Origin of the sequence: Streptomyces sp. NPDC050703 (genome assembly GCF_040654435.1) — a bacterium.
Lineage (GTDB): Bacteria > Actinomycetota > Actinomycetes > Streptomycetales > Streptomycetaceae > Streptomyces.
The window spans coordinates 119,119-137,092 of sequence record NZ_JBFAHX010000006.1 but is presented as its reverse complement, the minus strand read 5'-3'; the positions used below and the strand labels follow the sequence as shown (position 1 = coordinate 137,092).

Below are 17,974 nucleotides of genomic sequence, written 5' to 3'. Positions count from 1 at the left end.
CGAAGAGTGAAAACGGGAAGCGAAGGGGAGTCACGTGAAGTCGGAATCGAAGCGTCACGCAGAGGTCTGCGTGGAACAGGCGGAGGAGACATTGAGGGAATTGCGCGCCGCACTGGCACGGGCGGGAATCACGCTGCCGTCGCTGCGGATCGACGCGGCGACGATCGCGCGGGAGGCCCCGTGTCCACGGATCGAATTCGGCGGTTGTTCCGTCGACGTCGCGGCCCGCCTGGCCGCGGCCCTGCGCGCCGGCGGCGCCAAGGAGGCGACCCCGTGAATCCGCACCTCCCCGTCGGCTCGTACGCGGTCGACACCCGCGACGGGCGGCTCGGCAGGGTGATGGGCCACGAGGGTCCCTACGTCCAGCTGCGCCCCTACGGCGGGGGCCGCGAGTGGGACTGCTCCCCGGAGGCGGTGCGCACCGCGACGCAGGCGGAGCGGCTGAGCGCGGCGACGGCGTACGCGAACGCGCGGAGCCGGGGGGAGGTGTTCTGAGGTGCCACCGGCGGACCCGGCTCCGTGGCTCGACCTGCCCGACCTCGACGGGCCGGCGCTCACGGACGACGAGATGGCGGAGGTCTTGCGAGGCATGGGCGGGCACCGACTCGACGTGCACGGTGGCTCCAGCGGCGTACGCGAGCGAGCGGAGCCCGGCGAGACGCCCTGAGACTCAGCCGTAGAAGGTGATGTCGCAGACGTAGACGCACTCGTGGCGGGGCACGGGCAGGAAGCTGATGAATCCGCGCCCGCCGAGGATGTCGAACTCGCGCAGGCCGCCCTCACGGTCGGTCGGCCTGCCGATCCGGACGCTGCCTTCGCCGAGCGCGGCGAGTTCGGTGGTGAGGCGCTCGACCTCGGCCACCACGCCGGTCGGGAGGCCCTCGGTGATGTTACTCGGCGCTCGGGTTGTAGTCCCAGGACCAGTCGGTCACAGACCTGCCTCCGCTTCCGCCGCCTCGCGGATGCGGCGGATCTCGGTGATCGCCTCTGTCGGGTCCTGCGTCCCGGCGTCCACGAGCTGCTCCAGTTCGCGCAGCCGAACCGCGCGCTGCGGGTGCCGCTCGATGGCGACGAAGACGGCCCAGGAGTGGATGAAGGCCCGCAGCGGGGCGAGGCTCTGCGTCTGCTGGGCGTTCGTGGTCGCCTCGAAGAGGTGCTGGGTGAGCGCGGGGACCCTGCTGGGTGCGATCCGGGCCACGGCGGCACGGAGGGCGCCGGGTGTCAGCTCGGGCATCGGGATCAGCGGCCCGAAAGGGCCGTCGGGCTGTGCGCTCACAGGGTCCTCCGGTGCGGGTGGGGCAGGTCTCCGTACGCTACCGCCCCGCAGGAGGAGGTAGAGGGCATACGAGGCGAACCGCCCCGCCCGGAAACCCGGGACCCGGGTGTCGGCGGCGTACGCGAGAATGGCCCCATGAGTCTGTTCCGCGACGACGGCATCGTGCTGCGCACCCAGAAGCTGGGTGAGGCGGACCGGATCATCACGTTGCTCACGCGCGGTCACGGGCGGGTACGCGCGGTGGCGCGCGGCGTGCGGCGCACGAAGTCGAAGTTCGGGGCCCGGCTCGAACCGTTCTCCCACGTCGACGTGCAGTTCTTCGCGCGCGGCAGCGAGCTGGTCGGGCGGGGGCTGCCGCTCTGCACGCAGAGCGAGACCATCGCGCCGTACGGCAGCGGGATCGTCACGGACTACGCGCGGTACACCGCCGGGACGGCCATGCTGGAGACCGCCGAGCGGTTCACCGACCACGAGGGCGAGCCCGCGGTGCAGCAGTATCTGCTGCTCGTCGGGGCGCTGCGGGTGCTGTCACGGGGCGAGCACGAGCCGCACCTCGTGCTCGACGCCTTCCTGCTGCGCTCCCTCGCGGTGAACGGGTATGCGCCGAGTTTCACCGACTGCGCGCGATGCGGGCTCCCGGGGCCGAACCGCTTCTTCTCCGTGGCCGCCGGGGGGTCCGTCTGCGTCGACTGCCGGGTGCCCGGCAGCGTCGTACCCTCTGCGGAGACCCTCACCCTGCTCGGCGCGCTGCTCACCGGCGACTGGGAGACGGCGGACGCGTGCGAGGCGCGGTACGCCAGGGAGGGCAGCGGGCTGGTTTCGGCCTATCTGCACTGGCACCTGGAGCGCGGACTGCGCTCCTTGCGGTATGTGGAGAAGAGCTAGCCCGCGAGCACGAGCACCTCACGTGAGCACGCACGTACAGAGATCAGCTAGGTAGGAGAGCCCCCCATGGCACGACGCGGAATCCTCGGACGGTCCCGCCGTGAGTACAAGGTCCCCGAGCCGCACCCCTCGGGCGCCAGGCCGCCGAAGATCCCGGGCGAGCTCGTACCGAAGCACGTGGCGTGCGTGATGGACGGCAACGGCCGCTGGGCCAAGGAACGGGGGCTGCCGCGCACCGAGGGCCACAAGGTGGGCGAGGGCGTCGTCCTCGACGTGCTCAAGGGGTGCCTGGAGATGGGCGTCAAGAACCTCTCCCTGTACGCCTTCTCCACCGAGAACTGGAAGCGGTCGCCCGAGGAGGTCCGCTTCCTCATGAACTTCAACCGCGACGTCATCCGCCGCCGCCGCGACGAGATGGACGAGCTGGGCATCCGCATCCGCTGGGTGGGCCGGATGCCCAAGATGTGGAAGTCCGTCGTCCAGGAGCTCCAGATCGCCCAGGAGCAGACCGTCGACAACGACGCGATGACCCTGTACTTCTGCGTCAACTACGGCGGTCGCGCCGAGATCGCCGACGCCGCGCAGGCCATCGCCCGCGACGTGGCGGCGGGCAGGCTCGACCCGTCCAAGGTGAACGAGAAGACGTTCGCGAAGTACCTGTACTACCCGGACATGCCGGACGTCGACCTCTTCCTGCGGCCGAGCGGCGAGCAGCGCACCTCCAACTACCTCATCTGGCAGTCCAGCTACGCCGAGATGGTCTTCCAGGACGTGCTCTGGCCCGATTTCGACCGCCGCGACCTGTGGCGAGCCTGTCTCGAATACGCCGGGCGCGACCGCCGCTTCGGCGGCGCCATCCCGAACGAGGAGCAGATCGCCAACAGCTGACCGCCGGGCACGCGAGAGGGCCCGTACCGCCACAGGCGCGGTACGGGCCCTCTCGCGTGCCGGCTGCTACTTCCGGGCGCACTCCGCGCACGTGCCGAAGATCTCCACCGTGTGCGCCACGTTCACGAAGCCGTGCTCCGCGGCGATCGACTCGGCCCACGACTCCACGGCCGGGCCCTCGACCTCCACGGCCTTGCCGCAGACGCGGCAGACCAGGTGGTGGTGGTGCTCGCCGGTCGAGCAGCGGCGGTAGACCGTCTCGCCGTCGCTGGTGCGCAGGGCGTCGACCTCACCGGCGTCCGCCAGGGACTGGAGCGTGCGGTAGACGGTGGTCAGACCCACCGAGTCGCCCTTGTGCTTGAGCATGTCGTGCAGCTCCTGCGCACTGCGGAACTCGTCGACGTCGTCGAGTGCCGCGGCCACTGCCGCGCGCTGGCGGGTGGACCTGCCTCGAACCGGGGCTCCCACGGTTGTCTCCTCGCGTCTGCGCTCTGGTCTGGGCCTGCCGGGCCATTGTGCCAGGTCGCCCGCGAACGGGGTCAGCCCTTGGCCACCGGCTGGGCCGGAACCGCGCACTCGGCAGGGTCGGCCGCCGCTGCCGCCGCCGCGCGGGCCCTGCGCCGGGCGAGCGGCGTCGCGAGCACCGTCAGGGCGACGAAGACCCCGATGGTCAGCAGCACGATCGTCGCGCCGGGCGGCACGTCCTGGTAGTACGAGGTCGCCGTGCCGCCGATGGTCACCGCCACGCCGATCGCCACCGAGACGGCGAACGTCGCCGCGAAGCTCCGCGTGAGCTGCTGGGCCGCCGCCACCGGTACCACCATCAGGGCGGAGACCAGGAGCAGGCCCACGACCCGCATGGCGACGGTGACCGTGACCGCCGCGGTCACCGCCGTCAGCAGGTTCAGCGCGCGCACCGGAAGCCCGGTCACGCGCGCGAACTCCTCGTCCTGGCTGACCGCGAAGAGCTGGCGTCGCAGGCCGACCGTGACCAGGACCACGAAGGCGGCGAGCAGGCAGATCGCCGTCACGTCCTCCTCGGAGACCGTCGAGAGGGAGCCGAAGAGGTACGACTGGAGGTTGGCGTTGGAGCCGCCGGGCGCGAGGTTGATGAACATCACACCGCCCGCCATGCCGCCGTAGAACAGCATCGCGAGCGCGATGTCGCCGCGCGTCTTGCCGTACCAGCGGATCAGCTCCATCACCACGGCGCCGGCGATCGCGACCGCCGTGGCCATCCACACCGGGGACGTGGAGAGCAGGAAGCCGAGGCCGACGCCGGTCATCGCGACGTGGCCGATGCCGTCGCCCATCAGGGCCTGGCGGCGCTGGACGAGGTAGATGCCGACGGCGGGGGCGGTGATGCCGACCAGGACGGCGGCGAGCAGTGCCCGCTGCATGAAGGCGTATTCGAGGATTTCCATCGCCGTGGGTCCTTAGGAGAGCAGGCCGGTGCGGACCGGCTCGGCGTCGGCGGTGTGCGGGTGGACGTGGTCGTGGCCGGGCAGGGCGTGCTGGCCGACGGCCTTCGGGGGCGGGCCGTCGTGGAGCACGCAGCCGTCGCGCAGGACCACGGCCCGGTCGATCAGGGGTTCGAGGGGGCCCAGCTCGTGCAGGACGAGGAGGACCGATGTGCCCTTGGCGACCTGCTCGCGCAGCGTGGCGGCGAGGACCTCCTGGCTGGCCAGGTCGACGCCCGCCATCGGCTCGTCCATGATCAGCAGCTCGGGCTCGGAGGCCAGGGCGCGCGCGATCAGGACCCGCTGGTGCTGGCCGCCGGAGAGGGCGTTCACGGAGTCCTTGGCGCGGTCGGCGAGGCCCACCAGGTCGATGGCCCTGGCCACGGCGGCGCGGTCGGCCCTGCCGAGGATGCCGAAGCGGGCGCGCGAGAGCCGCCCGGAGGCGACGACCTCGCTGATCGTGGCGGGCACGCCGCCGGCGGCCGTGGTGCGCTGCGGGACGTACCCGACGCGGGCCCAGTCGCGGAAGCGGCGGCGCGGGATGCCGAAGATCTCGGTCTCGCCGCCGCTCACGGGGACCTGGCCGATGATCGTGCGCACGGCGGTGGACTTGCCGGAGCCGTTGGCGCCGAGCAGGGCGACGACCTCGCCGCGGCCCACCTGGAGGTCGATGCCGCGCAGCACGGGGCGCGAGCCCAGCTCGGCCGTCACCTTGCGCAGGGATATGACAGCTTCACCTGTGTCCGACTTGCTCATGGCGCGTGCCTCCGTAGCCGCGGAGAGTGGGGTCACTTGGTGCCCAGGGCCTTCCGCAGGGCCTTCAGGTTGGACTCCATGACCTGGATGTAGTCGTCGCCCTTGGACTTCCCCTCGGTGATGCCCTCGATCGGGTCGAGTACATCAGTCCTCAGGCCGGCGTCGTGCGCCAGGGTCTTCGCGGTCCTGTCGCTGACGAGCGTCTCGTAGAAGACGGTGGTGACGCCGTCCTCCTCCGCCATCTCCTGGAGGTCCTTGACGCGCTTGGCGCTGGGCTCGCCCTCGGGGTCGAGGCCGCTGATGGCCTCCTCGGTCAGGCCGTAGCGCTCGGCGAGGTAGCCGAAGGCGGCGTGGGTGGTGATGAAGACCTTGGACTTCGTGTCCTTGAGGCCGTCCTTGAAGGAGGCGTCCAGGCCGCCGAGCCTCTTCACGAGCTTCGCGGTGTTCTTCTCGTACGTCTTCGCGTTCTTCGGGTCGGCCTTCTCCAGGGCCTTGCCGACGCCCTCGGCGACCTCGGCGTACTTCACCGGGTCCAGCCAGATGTGCGGGTCGGCGCCCTCGTGGGAGTGGCCGTGGCCGTGGCCCTCGTGGCCCTCTTCTTCCTCGTGGCCGTGCTCGTCGGCGTGCCCGCCGGCCTCGTCGCCGTGCTCCTCCGTGCTGGTCAGGGAGGCGGCGTCGACCTTGGTCTCGATGCCGGACTGGTCGATCGCGTCGTCGACGGCGGGCTGGAGGCCCTTCAGGTACACGGCGACGTCGGACTCCTCCAGCTGTCCGCGCTGCTTGGCGGAGACGTCGAGGTCGTGGGGCTCCTGGCCGGGCTCGGTGAGGTTGGTGACGGAGACGTGGCCGCCGCCTATCTGCTCCGCGAGGTACTGCATGGGGTAGAACGACGCCACCACGTCGAGCTTGCCGTCCTTGTCGTCCGCCGCGGAGGTCGAGCACGCGGTCAGCGCGGTGAGACCGAGGGCCGTGGCGGAGGCGAGGGCGGCGGTGGATATGAGGCGTCGTCGTACGTTCATGACACTCATTTTCAACAAATGTGGAAACGATTGTCAACAAAGCGCCCTCGGAGGCCCGGTAAGAGGGTCATACCGGAACCGATTTGATTAGGGGGGTCGGGCCGCCGGTAACCTGAAGCATTCGCTCCCGAAGCCGCTGCCTCCGGCAGTGAGGCTTCGCCCCGCCGTCGTCATGAGAAGAGCACCGTGGCCGCCGACAAGATCGACACCATCGTCAGCCTGAGCAAGCGCCGTGGCTTCGTTTTCCCCTGCAGTGAGATCTACGGCGGCCAGCGCGCCGCCTGGGACTACGGGCCGCTCGGCGTCGAGCTGAAGGAGAACCTCAAGCGCCAGTGGTGGCGTTACATGGTCACCTCGCGCGAGGACGTCGTCGGCATCGACTCGTCGGTGATCCTGGCGAGCGAGGTCTGGCAGGCCTCCGGCCATGTCGCGACCTTCTCCGACCCGCTCACCGAATGCCTCTCCTGCCACAAGCGCCACCGCGCCGACCACCTGGAAGAGGCCTACGAGGCCAAGCACAACCGTCCCCCGGCCAACGGCCTGGCGGACGTCAACTGCCCCAACTGCGGTACGAAGGGCCAGTTCACCGAGCCCAAGCAGTTCTCCGGCATGCTCGCCACGCACCTCGGCCCGACCCAGGACAGCGGCTCCGTCGCCTACCTGCGCCCCGAGACCGCGCAGGGCATCTTCACCAACTTCGGCCAGGTCCAGCAGACCTCGCGCCGCAAGCCGCCCTTCGGCATCGCGCAGATGGGCAAGTCCTTCCGCAACGAGATCACGCCCGGCAACTTCATCTTCCGCACCCGCGAGTTCGAGCAGATGGAGATGGAGTTCTTCGTCAAGCCGGGCGAGGACGAGAAGTGGCAGGAGTACTGGATGGAGCAGCGCTGGAACTGGTACACCGGCCTCGGCCTGCGCGAGGAGAACATGCGGTGGTACGAGCACCCGAAGGAGAAGCTCTCCCACTACTCCAAGCGCACCGCTGACATCGAGTACCGCTTCCAGTTCGGCGGCAGCGAGTGGGGCGAGCTGGAAGGCGTCGCCAACCGCACCGACTACGACCTGACCGCGCACTCCAAGGCCTCCGGCCAGGACCTGTCGTACTTCGACCAGGAAGCCGGCGAGCGCTGGACGCCGTACGTCATCGAGCCCGCGGCCGGTGTCGGCCGCACGATGCTCGCCTTCCTCCTCGACTCCTACATCGAGGACGAGGCGCCCAACGCCAAGGGCAAGCTGGAGAAGCGCACGGTCATGCGCTTCGACCACCGCATCGCCCCGGTGAAGGTCGCGGTCCTGCCGCTCTCCCGCAACCCGGAGCTGTCGCCGAAGGCCAAGGGCCTGGCGACCGCGCTGCGGCAGAACTGGAACATCGAGTTCGACGACGCGGGCGCCATCGGCCGCCGCTACCGCCGCCAGGACGAGATCGGCACGCCGTACTGCGTCACCGTCGACTTCGACACCCTCGACGACAACGCCGTCACGGTGCGCGAGCGCGACACGATGAAGCAGGAGCGGGTCTCCCTCGACCAGATCGAGGGCTACCTCGCCACCCGCCTCGTGGGCTGCTGACGCGCCCACCGCTCCTCGGAGCCCCCGGTCCCGGTCATGGGACCGGGGGCTCCGGCGTCTGTACGAGGATCGCCGTGTCCTGCGGCTGCGGGGCGAGCAGCAGCGTCATCCCGTACGGCCTCGGCGGGCCGCCGTCCCGCGGGGCGACCTCGACCGTGCGCGGGGCGAAGTCGCCGACGGAGCGGCACTCCCACCATTCCCGGAGGTCCGGCCGAGCGGACCGCAGGCGGCCGGTGAGCCGTGCGAAGCCCTCGTCCCGCGGGCGGTGGTCCGCACGCGTGCGCACGTGCCGGTGGAGATCCATGGCCACGGGCTCCCAGCCGGGCAGCGTCCGCTGATGCCGCTCGTCGCCGACGAGCAGCAGGAGCAGGTTCCGCCGCTCCTCGGGGACGCCCGCGGGGTCGGGCCACACGGCGGTGTACGCGCGGTTCCAGGCGAGCACGTCCAGGGCCGGGCCGAGGAGCAGGGCCGGGCTGTCGGGCCAGCCGTCCAGGACGGCGCGGAGACCGGGGGCGTACGCGGTGGTCCCTCCCGCCGGGGCGAGGGCGAAGCCGGCGAGGGCCAGGGCGTGCCGGTGGGCCGCGGCATCGAGGCGCAGGGCGCGGGCGACCGCGTCGAGGACCTGCCGCGAGGTGTCCACGCGGCCCTGCTCCAGCCATGTGTACCAGGCCACGGAGACGCCCGAGAGGGCGGCGACCTCCTCGCGGCGCAGTCCCGGCGTGCGGCGCCGGGCGGTCACGGGCAGCCCCACGTCGCCGGGGGCGAGCCGCTCGCGGTGGGCCCGCAGGAACCCGCCGAGTCGCTGCCGCGGAGCCGTGGCCGCCGTCGAAGCTTCCATGCGCCCAGCCTATGACCCGTGGTCACCCCTACGGACGCCCGTCTGGCAGGGCCCACCCGGCACGGCGCCGGCTTCCCCCATGACCGAGACAACTTCCCCCATCACCGAGACAACCCGCACCACCCCCACGATGTGGCGCCGCCGGAACGACTCCTCCGGCCTCGCCGAGCCCCGCCCCTTCCTCCGTGTCTACACGGGCCCCGGCACCCTGGACGCCCTGGCCGCCTCGTACGAACGGCTGCTCGGCACGGAACGGGACATGTGGTTCACGTTCCCGGCGAAGCGGCTCGCCCTCGCGGCGGTCGGCCCCTTCCTCCTCGTCGAGGGCGCGGAGGAGACCCTGGCTCCCCTCCGCGCGACGCACGGCACCCTGCTCGTCGCTTCGGCGCGGGCCTGTCTTGACCGCCTGGCCGCGGAAGGCGCGGAGATCACGGAGCCGCTGGCCGGGGTCCCGACCGGCTCGGGCTTCACGGCGCGCCACCGGGACGGCACGGTGATCGAGTACGTGGAGCACCGGCCGACGGAGGAGGGACTCTAGGGGAGGGGGACCGGCCGCGCGGGGGGCGTCTGCCGATGGCGGGCTCATGCCCTCGGGGTGATCAGCTCATGGCGGTACTGGTCGTGGACGGCCGCAACCCGCGCGCCCTAGCGTCCGGTTGTCCGCACACGCAGCTCGCCGCGAGGGAGATTCCGCCATGGGGAACAACAGGGTCCGACCCGTGCTCATGAGATGCGCCGCCCTGTCGCTGGCCACCGCCGCGATCGGTGTCTTCGCGGCGGGCAGTGCGGGGGCCGGCACCGGTTCCGGTGCCGGGAGGGCCGACACCGCGAAGAAGGGCCGCGTCGAGGTCATCGAACTCCGGATCAAGGACCTTGAGTACAAGGCCGTCGATCTCGGCGAGGCGGGGCCGAGCCTGGGCGACATGAGCGTCTACTGCGGCACCGCCGTGGAGAACGGCCGTGCGGTCGGGGTCGGGGCCGGGACGTCCCAGATCGTCCACCTCGACGGCGGAAGGGCCACGTCCCAGGCCGTGATCACGCTGGAACTTGAGCGCGGCTCCCTGACGATGCAGTCGCTGCTGACGGACCGCGAGAGTCCGCACGACATGGCCGTCACCGGCGGCACGGGCGCCTACAAGGACGCCCGGGGCAGTGTCCGCTACTGGGACATCGCCACGCCGAAGGAGAGGATGCGCGCCGAGATCCTGCACTGACGGAGGAACCGGACGCGCGGGCACGGCTACCTCCCGGCGACGGCGGCCACCCCCTGGCCGTCGTCCGCCAGCCGTTCCGCGGTCCGCTCCGCCGTGGCGCGCGCCCAGCGGCCGCTGGTCAGCGCGCCCACGACGAGGACGGCGAGACCGCAGGCCACGAGGGTCCACCAGGCCGGGCGACTGGCCCCGGCGAAGTCCCGCGCGTACGAGGACGAGGCGACGCCGGACGCCAGGACCGCGCCGATCACCGCGACGCCGAGCGTCTGGCCGATCTGGCGGCTCGTGGAGGCGACCGCCGCGGCCACGCCCGCCTGGGCGCGCGGCATCCCGGCGACCGCGGTGTCGGTGATCGGGGCGTTGACGAAGCCGAAGCCCAGGCCGAAGAGCACGTAGCCGGCGAAGCGCGTGGCGCCCGCTTCCTCCGCCTCGAACGCCGCGAACAGCACGCCCGAGGCCGTCATCGCCACCCCCGCGATCAGCAGGGGGAGCCGGGGGCCGCGGCTGCCCACGAGCCGCCCCGACAGGGGCGCGCAGACCAGGGTCATGGCCGCCATCGGCAGCATCCACAGGCCGGCGTGGAGCGCGTCGAGGCCGCGGACGTCCTGGAGGTAGAGCGTGGACAGGAAGAGGAAGCCGCCGAGCGAGGCGAAGGCGCAGACCGCGATCACCGTGGCGCCGCTGAACGGTGCCGAGCGGAAGAAGCGCAGGTCGATGAGGGGTTCCGCGCGGCGCGGCTCATGGAGGACGAGCCCGGTCAGGCCGAGGAGCGCCGTCGCGGCGGAGGCGAGGATCGGCGGGGAGGTCCAGCCGGCGCTGGGCGCCTCGATGATCGCGTACGTCAGCGCGCCGAGCAGCACGATGACCAGGAGCTGCCCGACCGGGTCGGGGCGGCGCGGCTTCGGGGCTCGGGACTCGGGGACGTACCGCATGGTCAGGAAGAGGGCGGCGAGGCCGACCGGCAGGTTGATCCAGAAGATCGAGCGCCAGCCGACGGAGTCCACGAGCAGTCCGCCGACGAGAGGTCCCGCCGCCATGGAGATGCCGACGACACCGCCCCAGACGCCGATGGCCCTGGCCCGCTCGCGCGGCTCGGTGAACGTGTTGGTGATGATCGACATCGCCACGGGGTTGAGCATCGAACCGCCCACCGCCTGGACCGTGCGGAACGCGATCAGGCAGGGCAGGTTCGGGGCGAGGGAGCAGAGCACCGAGCCGGCGGTGAAGACCACCAGGCCCGCCCGGAACACCTTGCGGCGGCCGACGCGGTCGGCGGTGGAGCCCGCGAGCATGAGCAGCGAGGCCAGGACGAGCGTGTACGCGTCGATGGTCCACTGCATGCCCGAGACGCCGGCGTCGAACTCCCGCCGCATGGTCGGCAGGGCGACGTTCAGGACGGTGTTGTCGAGGCTGACGATCAGCAGGCTCATGCAGCAGACCGCGAGGACGAGCAGGCGCCTGCGACGGGTAAGTTCATCGGGCATGTATCTGACGGTAGCCCGCGGGGGCGCGGGAGCGCGGTTGATCCCGCCGGGGGGAGTGGTCCGCGGAGTGCGGCCGGGTGAGGGACAATGGAGGGTCCCGTCGTCCGTCCCGGAGAGCTTCCCATGCCGTCCACGCCCCTGCAGATCGGCCCGCACACCGTCCGGCCGCCCGTCGTGCTCGCCCCCATGGCGGGCATCACGAACGCGCCGTTCCGGACACTGTGCCGGGAGTTCTCCGGCGGCAAGGGCCTCTTCGTCAGCGAGATGATCACCACGCGCGCCCTGGTCGAGCGCAACGAGAAGACGATGCAGCTCATCCACTTCGACGCGACGGAGAAGCCGCGCTCGATCCAGCTGTACGGCGTGGACCCGGCGACCGTCGGCAAGGCCGTCCGCATGATCGCGGAAGAGGACCTGGCCGACCACATCGACCTGAACTTCGGCTGCCCCGTCCCCAAGGTGACCCGCAAGGGCGGTGGCTCCGCGCTCCCGTACAAGCGCCCGCTGCTGCGCGCGATCCTCCGCGAGGCCGTCAGCGGCGCCGGGGACCTGCCCGTCACCATGAAGATGCGCAAGGGCATCAACGACGAGCACATCACCTTCCTCGACGCGGGCCGCATCGCCGTGGAGGAAGGCGTCACCGCCATCGCCCTGCACGGCCGCACGGCCGCGCAGCACTACGGCGGCACGGCCGACTGGGACGCCATCGCGCGCCTGAAGGAGCACGTGCCGGAGATCCCGGTCCTCGGCAACGGCGACATCTGGTCGGCGGCGGACGCGGTCCGCATGATGGACGAGACCGGCTGCGACGGCGTCGTCGTGGGCCGCGGCTGCCTCGGCCGCCCCTGGCTCTTCGGCGACCTGGTGGCGGCCTTCGAGGGCACGGGCGCGCCCAAGGCCCCGACCCTGCGCGAGGTCTCCGCGGTCATGCTGCGCCACGCCACGCTCCTCGGCGAGTGGATCGGCGACGAGGCGCGGGGCGTCATCGACTTCCGCAAGCACGTGGCGTGGTACCTCAAGGGCTTCGCGGTCGGCTCGGAGATGCGCAAGCGCCTGGCGGTCACGTCGTCCCTGGCCGAGCTGGAGGACGGCCTCGGCGAACTGGACCTCGACCAGCCGTGGCCCACGGGCGCGGACGGCCCCCGCGGCCGCACGTCCGGCAACAACCGCGTGGTCCTGCCCGACGGCTGGCTGAAGGACCCCTACGACTGCGCGGGCATCAGCGAGGACGCGGAGCTGGACACGTCGGGCGGCTGACCCGGGCCGGTGTCACCGTTACGGGAAGCTCCTTGATCCCGTTCACGAAGTTCGACCGCACCCGGCGGACCTCGCCGTCGAGACGGATGTCGCTCAGCCGCGGCAGCAGCTCCTCGAACATGACCCGCATCTCCAGGCGCGCCAGCGAGTTCCCCAGACAGAAGTGGGGGCTGCCCTTGCCGAAGGTGAGGTGGTCGATGTCGCGCCGGGTGACGTCGAAGCGGTAGGGGTCGGGGAAGACCGCCTCGTCCCGGTTGCCCGAGGCGAACCAGAGCACGACCTTGTCCCCCTCCCTGATCCGCTTGCCGCCGAGTTCGACGTCCCGCGTGGCCGTGCGCCGGAAGTGGTAGACCGGTGAGGCCCACCGCAGGCACTCCTCGACGGCCCCCGGGACGAGCGAGGGGTCGGCGACCAGCTTGGCGCGCTCCTCGGGGTGCTCGATGAGCGCCAGCGCGGAGTGCGAGATGGCGTGCCGGGTCGTCTCGTTGCCCGCGACGACGAGCAGCAGGAAGTAGTTGTCGAAGTCGGTGGGGGAGAGCGGGACGCCGTCCTTGGGGGAGCTGTTGACCAGGGTGCTGACCAGGTCGTCCCCGCTCCCGCCGCGCCGCTCGGCGGCCAGCCTCCGCCCGTAGGCGAAGACTTCGAGTGCGGCGGGTGAGCGGAAGGGCAGATCGCGGTACCGCTCGCTCTCGGTGCTCTCCAGGAGGACGTCGGCGTAGTCGGGGTCGGTGTTGCCGATGATGCGGTTGCCCCAGTCGATGAGCTGCCGGGTGTCCTCCCGCGGCACGTCGAGCATGCGCGCGAGCACGTTGATCGGGAAGTCCGCGGAGATCTCCTCGACGAAGTCGAAGCTGCCTTTGGGCAGGGCGGCGTCCAGGGTGCGCCCGGTCAGGCCGCGCAGGAACGTCTCGTACGTGGCGACGGCCCGCGGCGTGAACCGCTTCTGGAGGATCAGCCGCATCGCCCGGTGCCGCAGGCCGTCGGTCTCCAGCATGGAGCGGCGCAGCGCGATGTAGTCGTCGTCGACCTCTTCGAGGTTGACGAACCGCTCGGAGGTGAAGGTCTCGGGGTCGCGGTCGACGCGCACGATGTCCGCGTGCCGGGTGACCGCCCAGAAACCGGAGTTGGGGGCCGGTTCGGGCTGCCAGTGGACGGGGTCCTCGCGGCGCAGCACGTCGAACATCCGCCAGGGCAGCGTGGCGTCGGTGAAGCGGTCGTTGTCGGCGAGGTCGACCTCGCCGAGGGTGAGGGGCGCGGGGCCCGCGGCCGTACGCATGGACGTACTCCTTCTCAGGTGCTCGGGGGTGCGGTCAGATGAGGAAGGCGTACTCCGTGAACTCCCAGTCGGTGACGGCCCTCTGGAAGCGCGCGAGCTCGTCGCGCTTGTACGTGAGGAAGGCCCCGGTGAAGCCCGCGCCGAGCAGCCCGGTGAGCGCCTCGTCGGCCTCCAGGGCGTCGAGGGCCGCGGTGAGGGTGCCGGGCAGGCGGGGCGCGGTGGACTCGTCGTAGCCGTAGCCCGTCAGGGGGGCGGGCGGGTCGAGCGCGTCGCGGAGGCCGAGGAGGAGGGCGGCGAGGGCTCCGGCGATGGCGAGGTAGGGGTTGGCGGACGCGTCGCCCAGGCGCAGTTCGACGCGGGCGCCCGCGCCGCGCTCGGGCGGGACGCGGACCATCGCGCTGCGGTTGTCGGGCCCCCAGTCGATCAGCCAGGGGGCGAGGGTGTCGGGGCCGAAGCGCTTGTAGGAGTTGACGGTGGGGTTGAGCAGCGCGGTGAGCGCGGGGGCGTGCGCGAGGACGCCGGCGATGGCGTGCCGGGCGGTGGCGGAGAGGCCGAGGGGGCCCGCGGGGTCGTCGAAGACGTTGCGCCCCGCGGCGTCGGTCAGCGAGATGTGCAGATGGAAGCCGGAGCCGCCGCCGCCGTTGAACGGCTTGGCCATGAAGGTGGCGAGGCGTCCCTCGCGGCGGGCCGTCTCCTTGACGGCGGCCTTGAAGCGGAAGGCCCGGTCGGCGGCGTCCAGGGCCTCGGAGTGGTCGAGGTTGATCTCGAACTGCCCGCCGTCGAACTCGTGGTTCCCCGCGGTCACCCCGATGCCGAGGCCGTCGAGGAGCCGCAGGGTGCGCAGGAGGTGCCCGTCGGGGTCGCCGCGCCTGCCGGCGCTGTACACGTTGCCGGTGGCGCCGCCGTACGGGACCCAGCCGGTCGCGGCGGCGGGGTCGGGCTCGCAGAGGAAGTACTCCAGCTCGGGGCCGACGACCGCGGTGAGGCCCCGCGCCCCGGCCCAGTCCGCCGCGCCGTCGAGCACCCGGCGCAGCAGGGCGCGCGGCGACTCGGGGACGGGTTCGCCGGTGCGGGGGTCGACGGTGTCGCCGAGGCACCAGGCGACGCCCGGCTCCCAGGGCAGCGGCAGCAGGGTGCTGAGGTCGGGGTAGACGCAGACGTCGGGAAGCCCGGCGTCGAGCCCGCCCGTGACGGGGACGACGTCGCCGCCGGGGGTGGTGTGGTAGACCGCGCGGCAGAACGCGAGTCCATGGCCGCAGGCGCTCGGCAGATGTCCGACGAGGACGTCACGGCCCCGGTCGGCGCCGAGGAGGTCGGGGTAGACGACGCGGACGACGTCGGTGCCCTGTTCGCGCAGCGTCCGGACCGCCTGCCCGACGTCCCCCGGGTCCGCCGGGCCCACCTGCCCTCGTGGTGGTGTGCTCGCTTCGCTCACCCGTGTCCAGCCTTTCCGCGGGGTGGATCGGGACGGGGGCACCGTGTGCGTGCCGCTGGACTGTCGTTTGACTTCAAACGGTAGGGAGGCGCGGGGGTGTGCGCAAGAGGGTGCACGGCGATTGCGCTCCGCGTGCCCGGAGCGTCCATCGCGCACCCCCGCGCGGGAGTTGACGCGGACAAGTGGTGACTCACCCCGTGACAGAACGGCCCGGCGGGCATAACGTACGGGCTCAAACGAACGCATACGACGGCGGTGGGCCGGCAGGTGAAGGAGCCCGCGCATGACCGAGGTCCGAGGATTCTTCCCGCCCAGGACGGCGACCGGGCGGTCCTCGCTGGTGCCCGCGCCGCCCTGGCACTACTCCGGCGACCTGCTCACCGTGGAGTACCGCACGCACCCCGACCGCGTCGGGGAACTCCTGCCCGAGCCCCTGGAGCCCGCGGCGAGCGACCCCGGGGCGGTCGCGCTGATCTGGGCCGACTGGCAGTCCTGCGGCGAGAGCGGGGCCGAACTGCTCGATCCCGTACGGGCCCAGTACAAGGAGTGCTTCGCGGTCGTGCGCTGCGCCTACCGGGGGCGGACCTACTCGCGGTGCGTCTACATCTGGGTCGACAAGGACTTCGCCATCGCCCGCGGCACCCACCAGGGCTACCCGAAGAAGCTCGGCTCCATCCAGATGACCCGGCCGCACCCCTTCGGCCCCGCCCCGCGCATCGAGGCGGGCGCGGCCTTCGGCGCCACGCTCGCCGCCGCCGACCGCAGGCTCGCCGAGGCCGTGGTCACCCTGCGCGAGCCGTCGGCCGGCAACGGCTTCGTCAACGCCCACCCGATGGCCCACCACAGGACGCTCCCGGCCGTCGACGGCAAGGGCCTCGCCCTCGACGAGCTGATCGAGTCGGGGGCGGCCGCCTTCGAGGGGGGCCTGGCGTGGGCGGGCGACGCGGAGCTGCGCCTCTTCGACGCGCCCACGGAGGAGCTCGCGTCCCTCGCGGTCGAGGAGCCGATCGGCGCGTACTACCGACAGGTGGGTGTCGTCTGGAACGGCGGGACCCTCCTGGAGCGGGGGGTCATGGACTAGCGGGGGCGGACGGGGGGCGGGGGGCGCCGGCTTCGGCCGGCGCCCCCCGCGGGGCTGCCGCGACACCGGCGGTACGGACGGCCCGGGGTGAGGCGAAGGGGTGCCGGAGACTTGGGGGCGCGGGGGAGAGCGTGGACACTTGCCGGTACCACGCGCACCACGGGAACGAGGAGACACGTACGTGACGGGCCACCGCTCCATCCGTGAGACCGAGAAGGCGGTCAGGACCAAGCTCGGCGGGACACCCGTCAAGCACGACCAGATGGCCGCCGTGGCGAACATCTACCGCGCGGCGTCGGCCGTCCGCCAGCACTTCGAGAACTCGGTGCTGCGCGGTGCCGAACTGACGTGGACGTCGTTCGTCGTGCTCTATGTCCTCTGGATCTGGGGCGAGATGGAGACGCGGTACGTCGCCGAGGAGGCGGGCATCTCCAAGGGCACCCTCACCGGCGTCGCCCGCACGCTCGCGGGCCGGGGCCTCGTGGAGCGCCGCGGCCACCCCGACGACGGGCGGCTCGTGCTGCTGCGGCTCACGGACGAGGGGGAGCGGCTGATGGGCGAGGTCTTCCCCGCCTTCAACGCCGAGGAGGCCTTCGTGACGGAAGGGCTGACGGACGCCGAGTGCAGGACGCTCGCCGACCTGCTCCGCAAGATCGTCGTACGGACCGAGGGCCAGGGGGAGGAGCGCAGGCGCGCACTCCTCGACGGCGCGGCGCCCGCCCCGCGCAGGAGCGGCCGCCGGGCGCGGACGGCCTGATCAGCGCCGTGCGCCCGCCGCCGCGGCGACCAGCGCGTCGAACAGGCCCCGCATCGCGCCGTCCGACGCCGCCGTGTCCTCGGGGTGCCACTGCACGGCCGTGAACCAGCCCGTGGCACAGACGGGTTCCAGCGCCTCGACCGTGCCGTCGGCCGCCCACGCAATCGGCACGAGGCCCCGTCCGACGCGGTCCACGCACTGGTGGTGGTAGCAGGACACCTCCGTCTCCTCGGCGCCGAGCGCCCGCGCGAGCACCGAGCCGGGGGCCACGCGCACGGGGTGCGTCCGGTGGCGGTGGCAGCGGCCGGGGCCGCCCATGTCCTGCCGCAGCGTGCCGCCGAACGCGACGTTCACGACCTGGAGCCCCCGGCAGACGGCCAGGGTCGGCAGGCCGCGGTCCCGCGCGAGCCGGGCGAGGGCGAGGTCGAAGGCGTCCTGCGCGTCGTCGACGTCGTACACGGAACCGTGCACGTCGGCGCCGTCCGCGTACCGCCAGGGGGCCAGGTCGCCGCCCCCGGGCAACAGCAGCCCCGCACACCGTTCGAGCCGCCCCGCGGCTTCGTCGGGCGCCCCCGGCAGCATCATGAACGGCTCCCCGCCCGCCCGGAACACGGCCTCGGCGAGAGCGCGGGCGGTGACGACGGCGGCGTGGCGCAGGGCGGACGTGGAGGCGGCGTAGCGCTGGGGGAGGGCGATCAGGGGGCGGCGTACGGGCGGCGGGGCCGTGCTCACGGATGCGTCCACGTCGTCTCCAGATGCCGAGCGGAGTGGCGGCCGGCCGG

At 72.2% G+C, this 17,974-nt stretch carries 22 protein-coding genes; 11 read left to right on the top strand and 11 right to left on the bottom strand.

Annotation, left to right across the window (positions count from 1 at the left end; translation table 11 throughout):
- The first annotated feature begins 34 nt into the window (after positions 1-34).
- From AB0I16_RS08135 to AB0I16_RS08125, 3 genes are read left to right on the top strand one after another with little or no spacing between them, the layout of a single operon-like run.
- Entirely contained in the window at positions 35-277 is a 243-nt protein-coding gene (locus tag AB0I16_RS08135; protein ID WP_363248479.1) for a hypothetical protein, read from the top strand.
- Positions 274-495: a hypothetical protein gene (locus tag AB0I16_RS08130; RefSeq protein ID WP_062776702.1), complete on the top strand. Its 222-nt coding sequence runs from the start codon at positions 274-276 to the stop codon at positions 493-495. The genes AB0I16_RS08135 and AB0I16_RS08130 overlap by 4 nt, the downstream gene beginning before the upstream one ends.
- Position 496: 1 nt before the next feature.
- A complete protein-coding gene (locus tag AB0I16_RS08125; RefSeq protein WP_159043864.1) occupies positions 497-667 on the top strand; it encodes a hypothetical protein in 171 nt (56 codons plus the stop codon).
- Positions 668-670: 3 nt separating this feature from the next.
- On the opposite strand, the gene AB0I16_RS08120 is transcribed toward AB0I16_RS08125, so the two are convergent.
- Together AB0I16_RS08120 and AB0I16_RS08115 are read right to left on the bottom strand one after the other, a co-directional pair.
- Positions 671-865 (bottom strand): hypothetical protein, encoded by a 195-nt coding sequence (locus tag AB0I16_RS08120; RefSeq protein ID WP_363248478.1) that lies wholly within the window; start codon positions 863-865, stop codon positions 671-673.
- Between the two features lie 63 nt (positions 866-928).
- Entirely contained in the window at positions 929-1,276 is a 348-nt protein-coding gene (locus AB0I16_RS08115; RefSeq protein ID WP_363248477.1) for a DUF6247 family protein, read from the bottom strand.
- 135 nt (positions 1,277-1,411) lie between these two features.
- On the opposite strand from AB0I16_RS08115, the gene recO reads away from it, so the two are divergent.
- Together recO and AB0I16_RS08105 are read left to right on the top strand one after the other, a co-directional pair.
- The gene (recO, locus tag AB0I16_RS08110; protein WP_363248476.1) at positions 1,412-2,161 is read left to right on the top strand and encodes a DNA repair protein RecO; all 750 of its coding nucleotides are present in this window, start codon (positions 1,412-1,414) and stop codon (positions 2,159-2,161) included.
- A 66-nt stretch (positions 2,162-2,227) separates the two neighbouring features.
- Positions 2,228-3,049: an isoprenyl transferase gene (locus AB0I16_RS08105; protein ID WP_062776710.1), complete on the top strand. Its 822-nt coding sequence runs from the start codon at positions 2,228-2,230 to the stop codon at positions 3,047-3,049.
- A 66-nt stretch (positions 3,050-3,115) separates the two neighbouring features.
- Here AB0I16_RS08105 and AB0I16_RS08100 read toward each other — a convergent pair whose 3' ends face one another.
- From AB0I16_RS08100 to AB0I16_RS08085, 4 genes are all read right to left on the bottom strand, one after another.
- The gene (locus AB0I16_RS08100) at positions 3,116-3,517 is read right to left on the bottom strand and encodes a transcriptional repressor (protein ID WP_363248474.1); all 402 of its coding nucleotides are present in this window, start codon (positions 3,515-3,517) and stop codon (positions 3,116-3,118) included.
- Between the two features lie 71 nt (positions 3,518-3,588).
- Positions 3,589-4,473 carry a metal ABC transporter permease gene (locus AB0I16_RS08095; protein ID WP_363248473.1) on the bottom strand — a complete coding sequence of 295 codons (885 nt, stop codon included), beginning with the start codon at positions 4,471-4,473 and terminating at the stop codon, positions 3,589-3,591.
- A gap of 12 nt (positions 4,474-4,485) precedes the next feature.
- The gene (locus tag AB0I16_RS08090) at positions 4,486-5,265 is read right to left on the bottom strand and encodes a metal ABC transporter ATP-binding protein (protein ID WP_363248472.1); all 780 of its coding nucleotides are present in this window, start codon (positions 5,263-5,265) and stop codon (positions 4,486-4,488) included.
- A 32-nt stretch (positions 5,266-5,297) separates the two neighbouring features.
- A complete protein-coding gene (locus AB0I16_RS08085) occupies positions 5,298-6,284 on the bottom strand; it encodes a metal ABC transporter substrate-binding protein (protein ID WP_363248471.1) in 987 nt (328 codons plus the stop codon).
- A gap of 186 nt (positions 6,285-6,470) precedes the next feature.
- On the opposite strand from AB0I16_RS08085, the gene AB0I16_RS08080 reads away from it, so the two are divergent.
- Positions 6,471-7,853, top strand: a complete 1,383-nt coding sequence (locus tag AB0I16_RS08080) for a glycine--tRNA ligase (protein ID WP_355808530.1) — start codon at positions 6,471-6,473, stop codon at positions 7,851-7,853.
- 34 nt (positions 7,854-7,887) lie between these two features.
- Here AB0I16_RS08080 and AB0I16_RS08075 read toward each other — a convergent pair whose 3' ends face one another.
- Positions 7,888-8,691, bottom strand: coding sequence for a helix-turn-helix domain-containing protein (locus AB0I16_RS08075; protein ID WP_363248470.1), 804 nt, complete (start codon positions 8,689-8,691; stop codon positions 7,888-7,890).
- Positions 8,692-8,770: 79 nt separating this feature from the next.
- Here AB0I16_RS08075 and AB0I16_RS08070 point away from each other — a divergent pair, with 79 nt between their 5' ends.
- Together AB0I16_RS08070 and AB0I16_RS08065 are read left to right on the top strand one after the other, a co-directional pair.
- Positions 8,771-9,229 (top strand): hypothetical protein, encoded by a 459-nt coding sequence (locus AB0I16_RS08070; protein ID WP_363248469.1) that lies wholly within the window; start codon positions 8,771-8,773, stop codon positions 9,227-9,229.
- Between the two features lie 157 nt (positions 9,230-9,386).
- Positions 9,387-9,905 (top strand): hypothetical protein, encoded by a 519-nt coding sequence (locus AB0I16_RS08065; RefSeq protein WP_363248468.1) that lies wholly within the window; start codon positions 9,387-9,389, stop codon positions 9,903-9,905.
- A 26-nt stretch (positions 9,906-9,931) separates the two neighbouring features.
- Here the strand turns inward: AB0I16_RS08065 and AB0I16_RS08060 are convergent, their stop codons facing one another.
- Positions 9,932-11,386 (bottom strand): MFS transporter, encoded by a 1,455-nt coding sequence (locus AB0I16_RS08060; protein WP_363248467.1) that lies wholly within the window; start codon positions 11,384-11,386, stop codon positions 9,932-9,934.
- 123 nt (positions 11,387-11,509) lie between these two features.
- On the opposite strand from AB0I16_RS08060, the gene dusB reads away from it, so the two are divergent.
- Positions 11,510-12,643, top strand: coding sequence for a tRNA dihydrouridine synthase DusB (dusB, locus tag AB0I16_RS08055; RefSeq protein WP_363248466.1), 1,134 nt, complete (start codon positions 11,510-11,512; stop codon positions 12,641-12,643).
- On the opposite strand, the gene AB0I16_RS08050 is transcribed toward dusB, so the two are convergent.
- Together AB0I16_RS08050 and AB0I16_RS08045 are read right to left on the bottom strand one after the other, a co-directional pair.
- A complete protein-coding gene (locus AB0I16_RS08050) occupies positions 12,606-13,919 on the bottom strand; it encodes a cytochrome P450 (protein ID WP_363248465.1) in 1,314 nt (437 codons plus the stop codon). The genes dusB and AB0I16_RS08050 overlap by 38 nt on opposite strands.
- Before the next feature lie 34 nt (positions 13,920-13,953).
- Positions 13,954-15,276, bottom strand: a complete 1,323-nt coding sequence (locus AB0I16_RS08045) for a glutamine synthetase family protein (RefSeq protein WP_363248599.1) — start codon at positions 15,274-15,276, stop codon at positions 13,954-13,956.
- 361 nt (positions 15,277-15,637) lie between these two features.
- On the opposite strand from AB0I16_RS08045, the gene AB0I16_RS08040 reads away from it, so the two are divergent.
- Positions 15,638-16,435: an acetoacetate decarboxylase family protein gene (locus tag AB0I16_RS08040; protein WP_363248464.1), complete on the top strand. Its 798-nt coding sequence runs from the start codon at positions 15,638-15,640 to the stop codon at positions 16,433-16,435.
- 181 nt (positions 16,436-16,616) lie between these two features.
- Entirely contained in the window at positions 16,617-17,192 is a 576-nt protein-coding gene (locus AB0I16_RS08035; RefSeq protein ID WP_363248463.1) for a MarR family winged helix-turn-helix transcriptional regulator, read from the top strand.
- Here the strand turns inward: AB0I16_RS08035 and AB0I16_RS08030 are convergent, their stop codons facing one another.
- Complete coding sequence (locus AB0I16_RS08030) at positions 17,193-17,936, bottom strand: gamma-glutamyl-gamma-aminobutyrate hydrolase family protein (RefSeq protein WP_363248462.1); 744 nt, start codon at positions 17,934-17,936, stop codon at positions 17,193-17,195.
- Positions 17,937-17,974 lie beyond the last annotated feature (38 nt).

Excerpts from the sequence above, each read along its gene's own strand:
- recO (WP_363248476.1), top strand. The coding sequence starts at position 1,412 with ATGAGTCTGTTCCGCGACGACGGCATCGTGCTGCGCACCCAGAAGCTG.
- AB0I16_RS08085 (WP_363248471.1), bottom strand. The coding sequence starts at position 6,284 with ATGAACGTACGACGACGCCTCATATCCACCGCCGCCCTCGCCTCCGCC.
- AB0I16_RS08060 (WP_363248467.1), bottom strand. The coding sequence starts at position 11,386 with ATGCCCGATGAACTTACCCGTCGCAGGCGCCTGCTCGTCCTCGCGGTC.
- AB0I16_RS08040 (WP_363248464.1), top strand. The coding sequence starts at position 15,638 with ATGACCGAGGTCCGAGGATTCTTCCCGCCCAGGACGGCGACCGGGCGG.
- AB0I16_RS08105 (WP_062776710.1), top strand. The coding sequence starts at position 2,228 with ATGGCACGACGCGGAATCCTCGGACGGTCCCGCCGTGAGTACAAGGTC.
- AB0I16_RS08050 (WP_363248465.1), bottom strand. The coding sequence starts at position 13,919 with ATGCGTACGGCCGCGGGCCCCGCGCCCCTCACCCTCGGCGAGGTCGAC.
- AB0I16_RS08090 (WP_363248472.1), bottom strand. The coding sequence starts at position 5,265 with ATGAGCAAGTCGGACACAGGTGAAGCTGTCATATCCCTGCGCAAGGTG.
- dusB (WP_363248466.1), top strand. The coding sequence starts at position 11,510 with ATGCCGTCCACGCCCCTGCAGATCGGCCCGCACACCGTCCGGCCGCCC.
- AB0I16_RS08070 (WP_363248469.1), top strand. The coding sequence starts at position 8,771 with ATGACCGAGACAACTTCCCCCATCACCGAGACAACCCGCACCACCCCC.
- AB0I16_RS08095 (WP_363248473.1), bottom strand. The coding sequence starts at position 4,473 with ATGGAAATCCTCGAATACGCCTTCATGCAGCGGGCACTGCTCGCCGCC.
- AB0I16_RS08065 (WP_363248468.1), top strand. The coding sequence starts at position 9,387 with ATGGGGAACAACAGGGTCCGACCCGTGCTCATGAGATGCGCCGCCCTG.
- AB0I16_RS08075 (WP_363248470.1), bottom strand. The coding sequence starts at position 8,691 with ATGGAAGCTTCGACGGCGGCCACGGCTCCGCGGCAGCGACTCGGCGGG.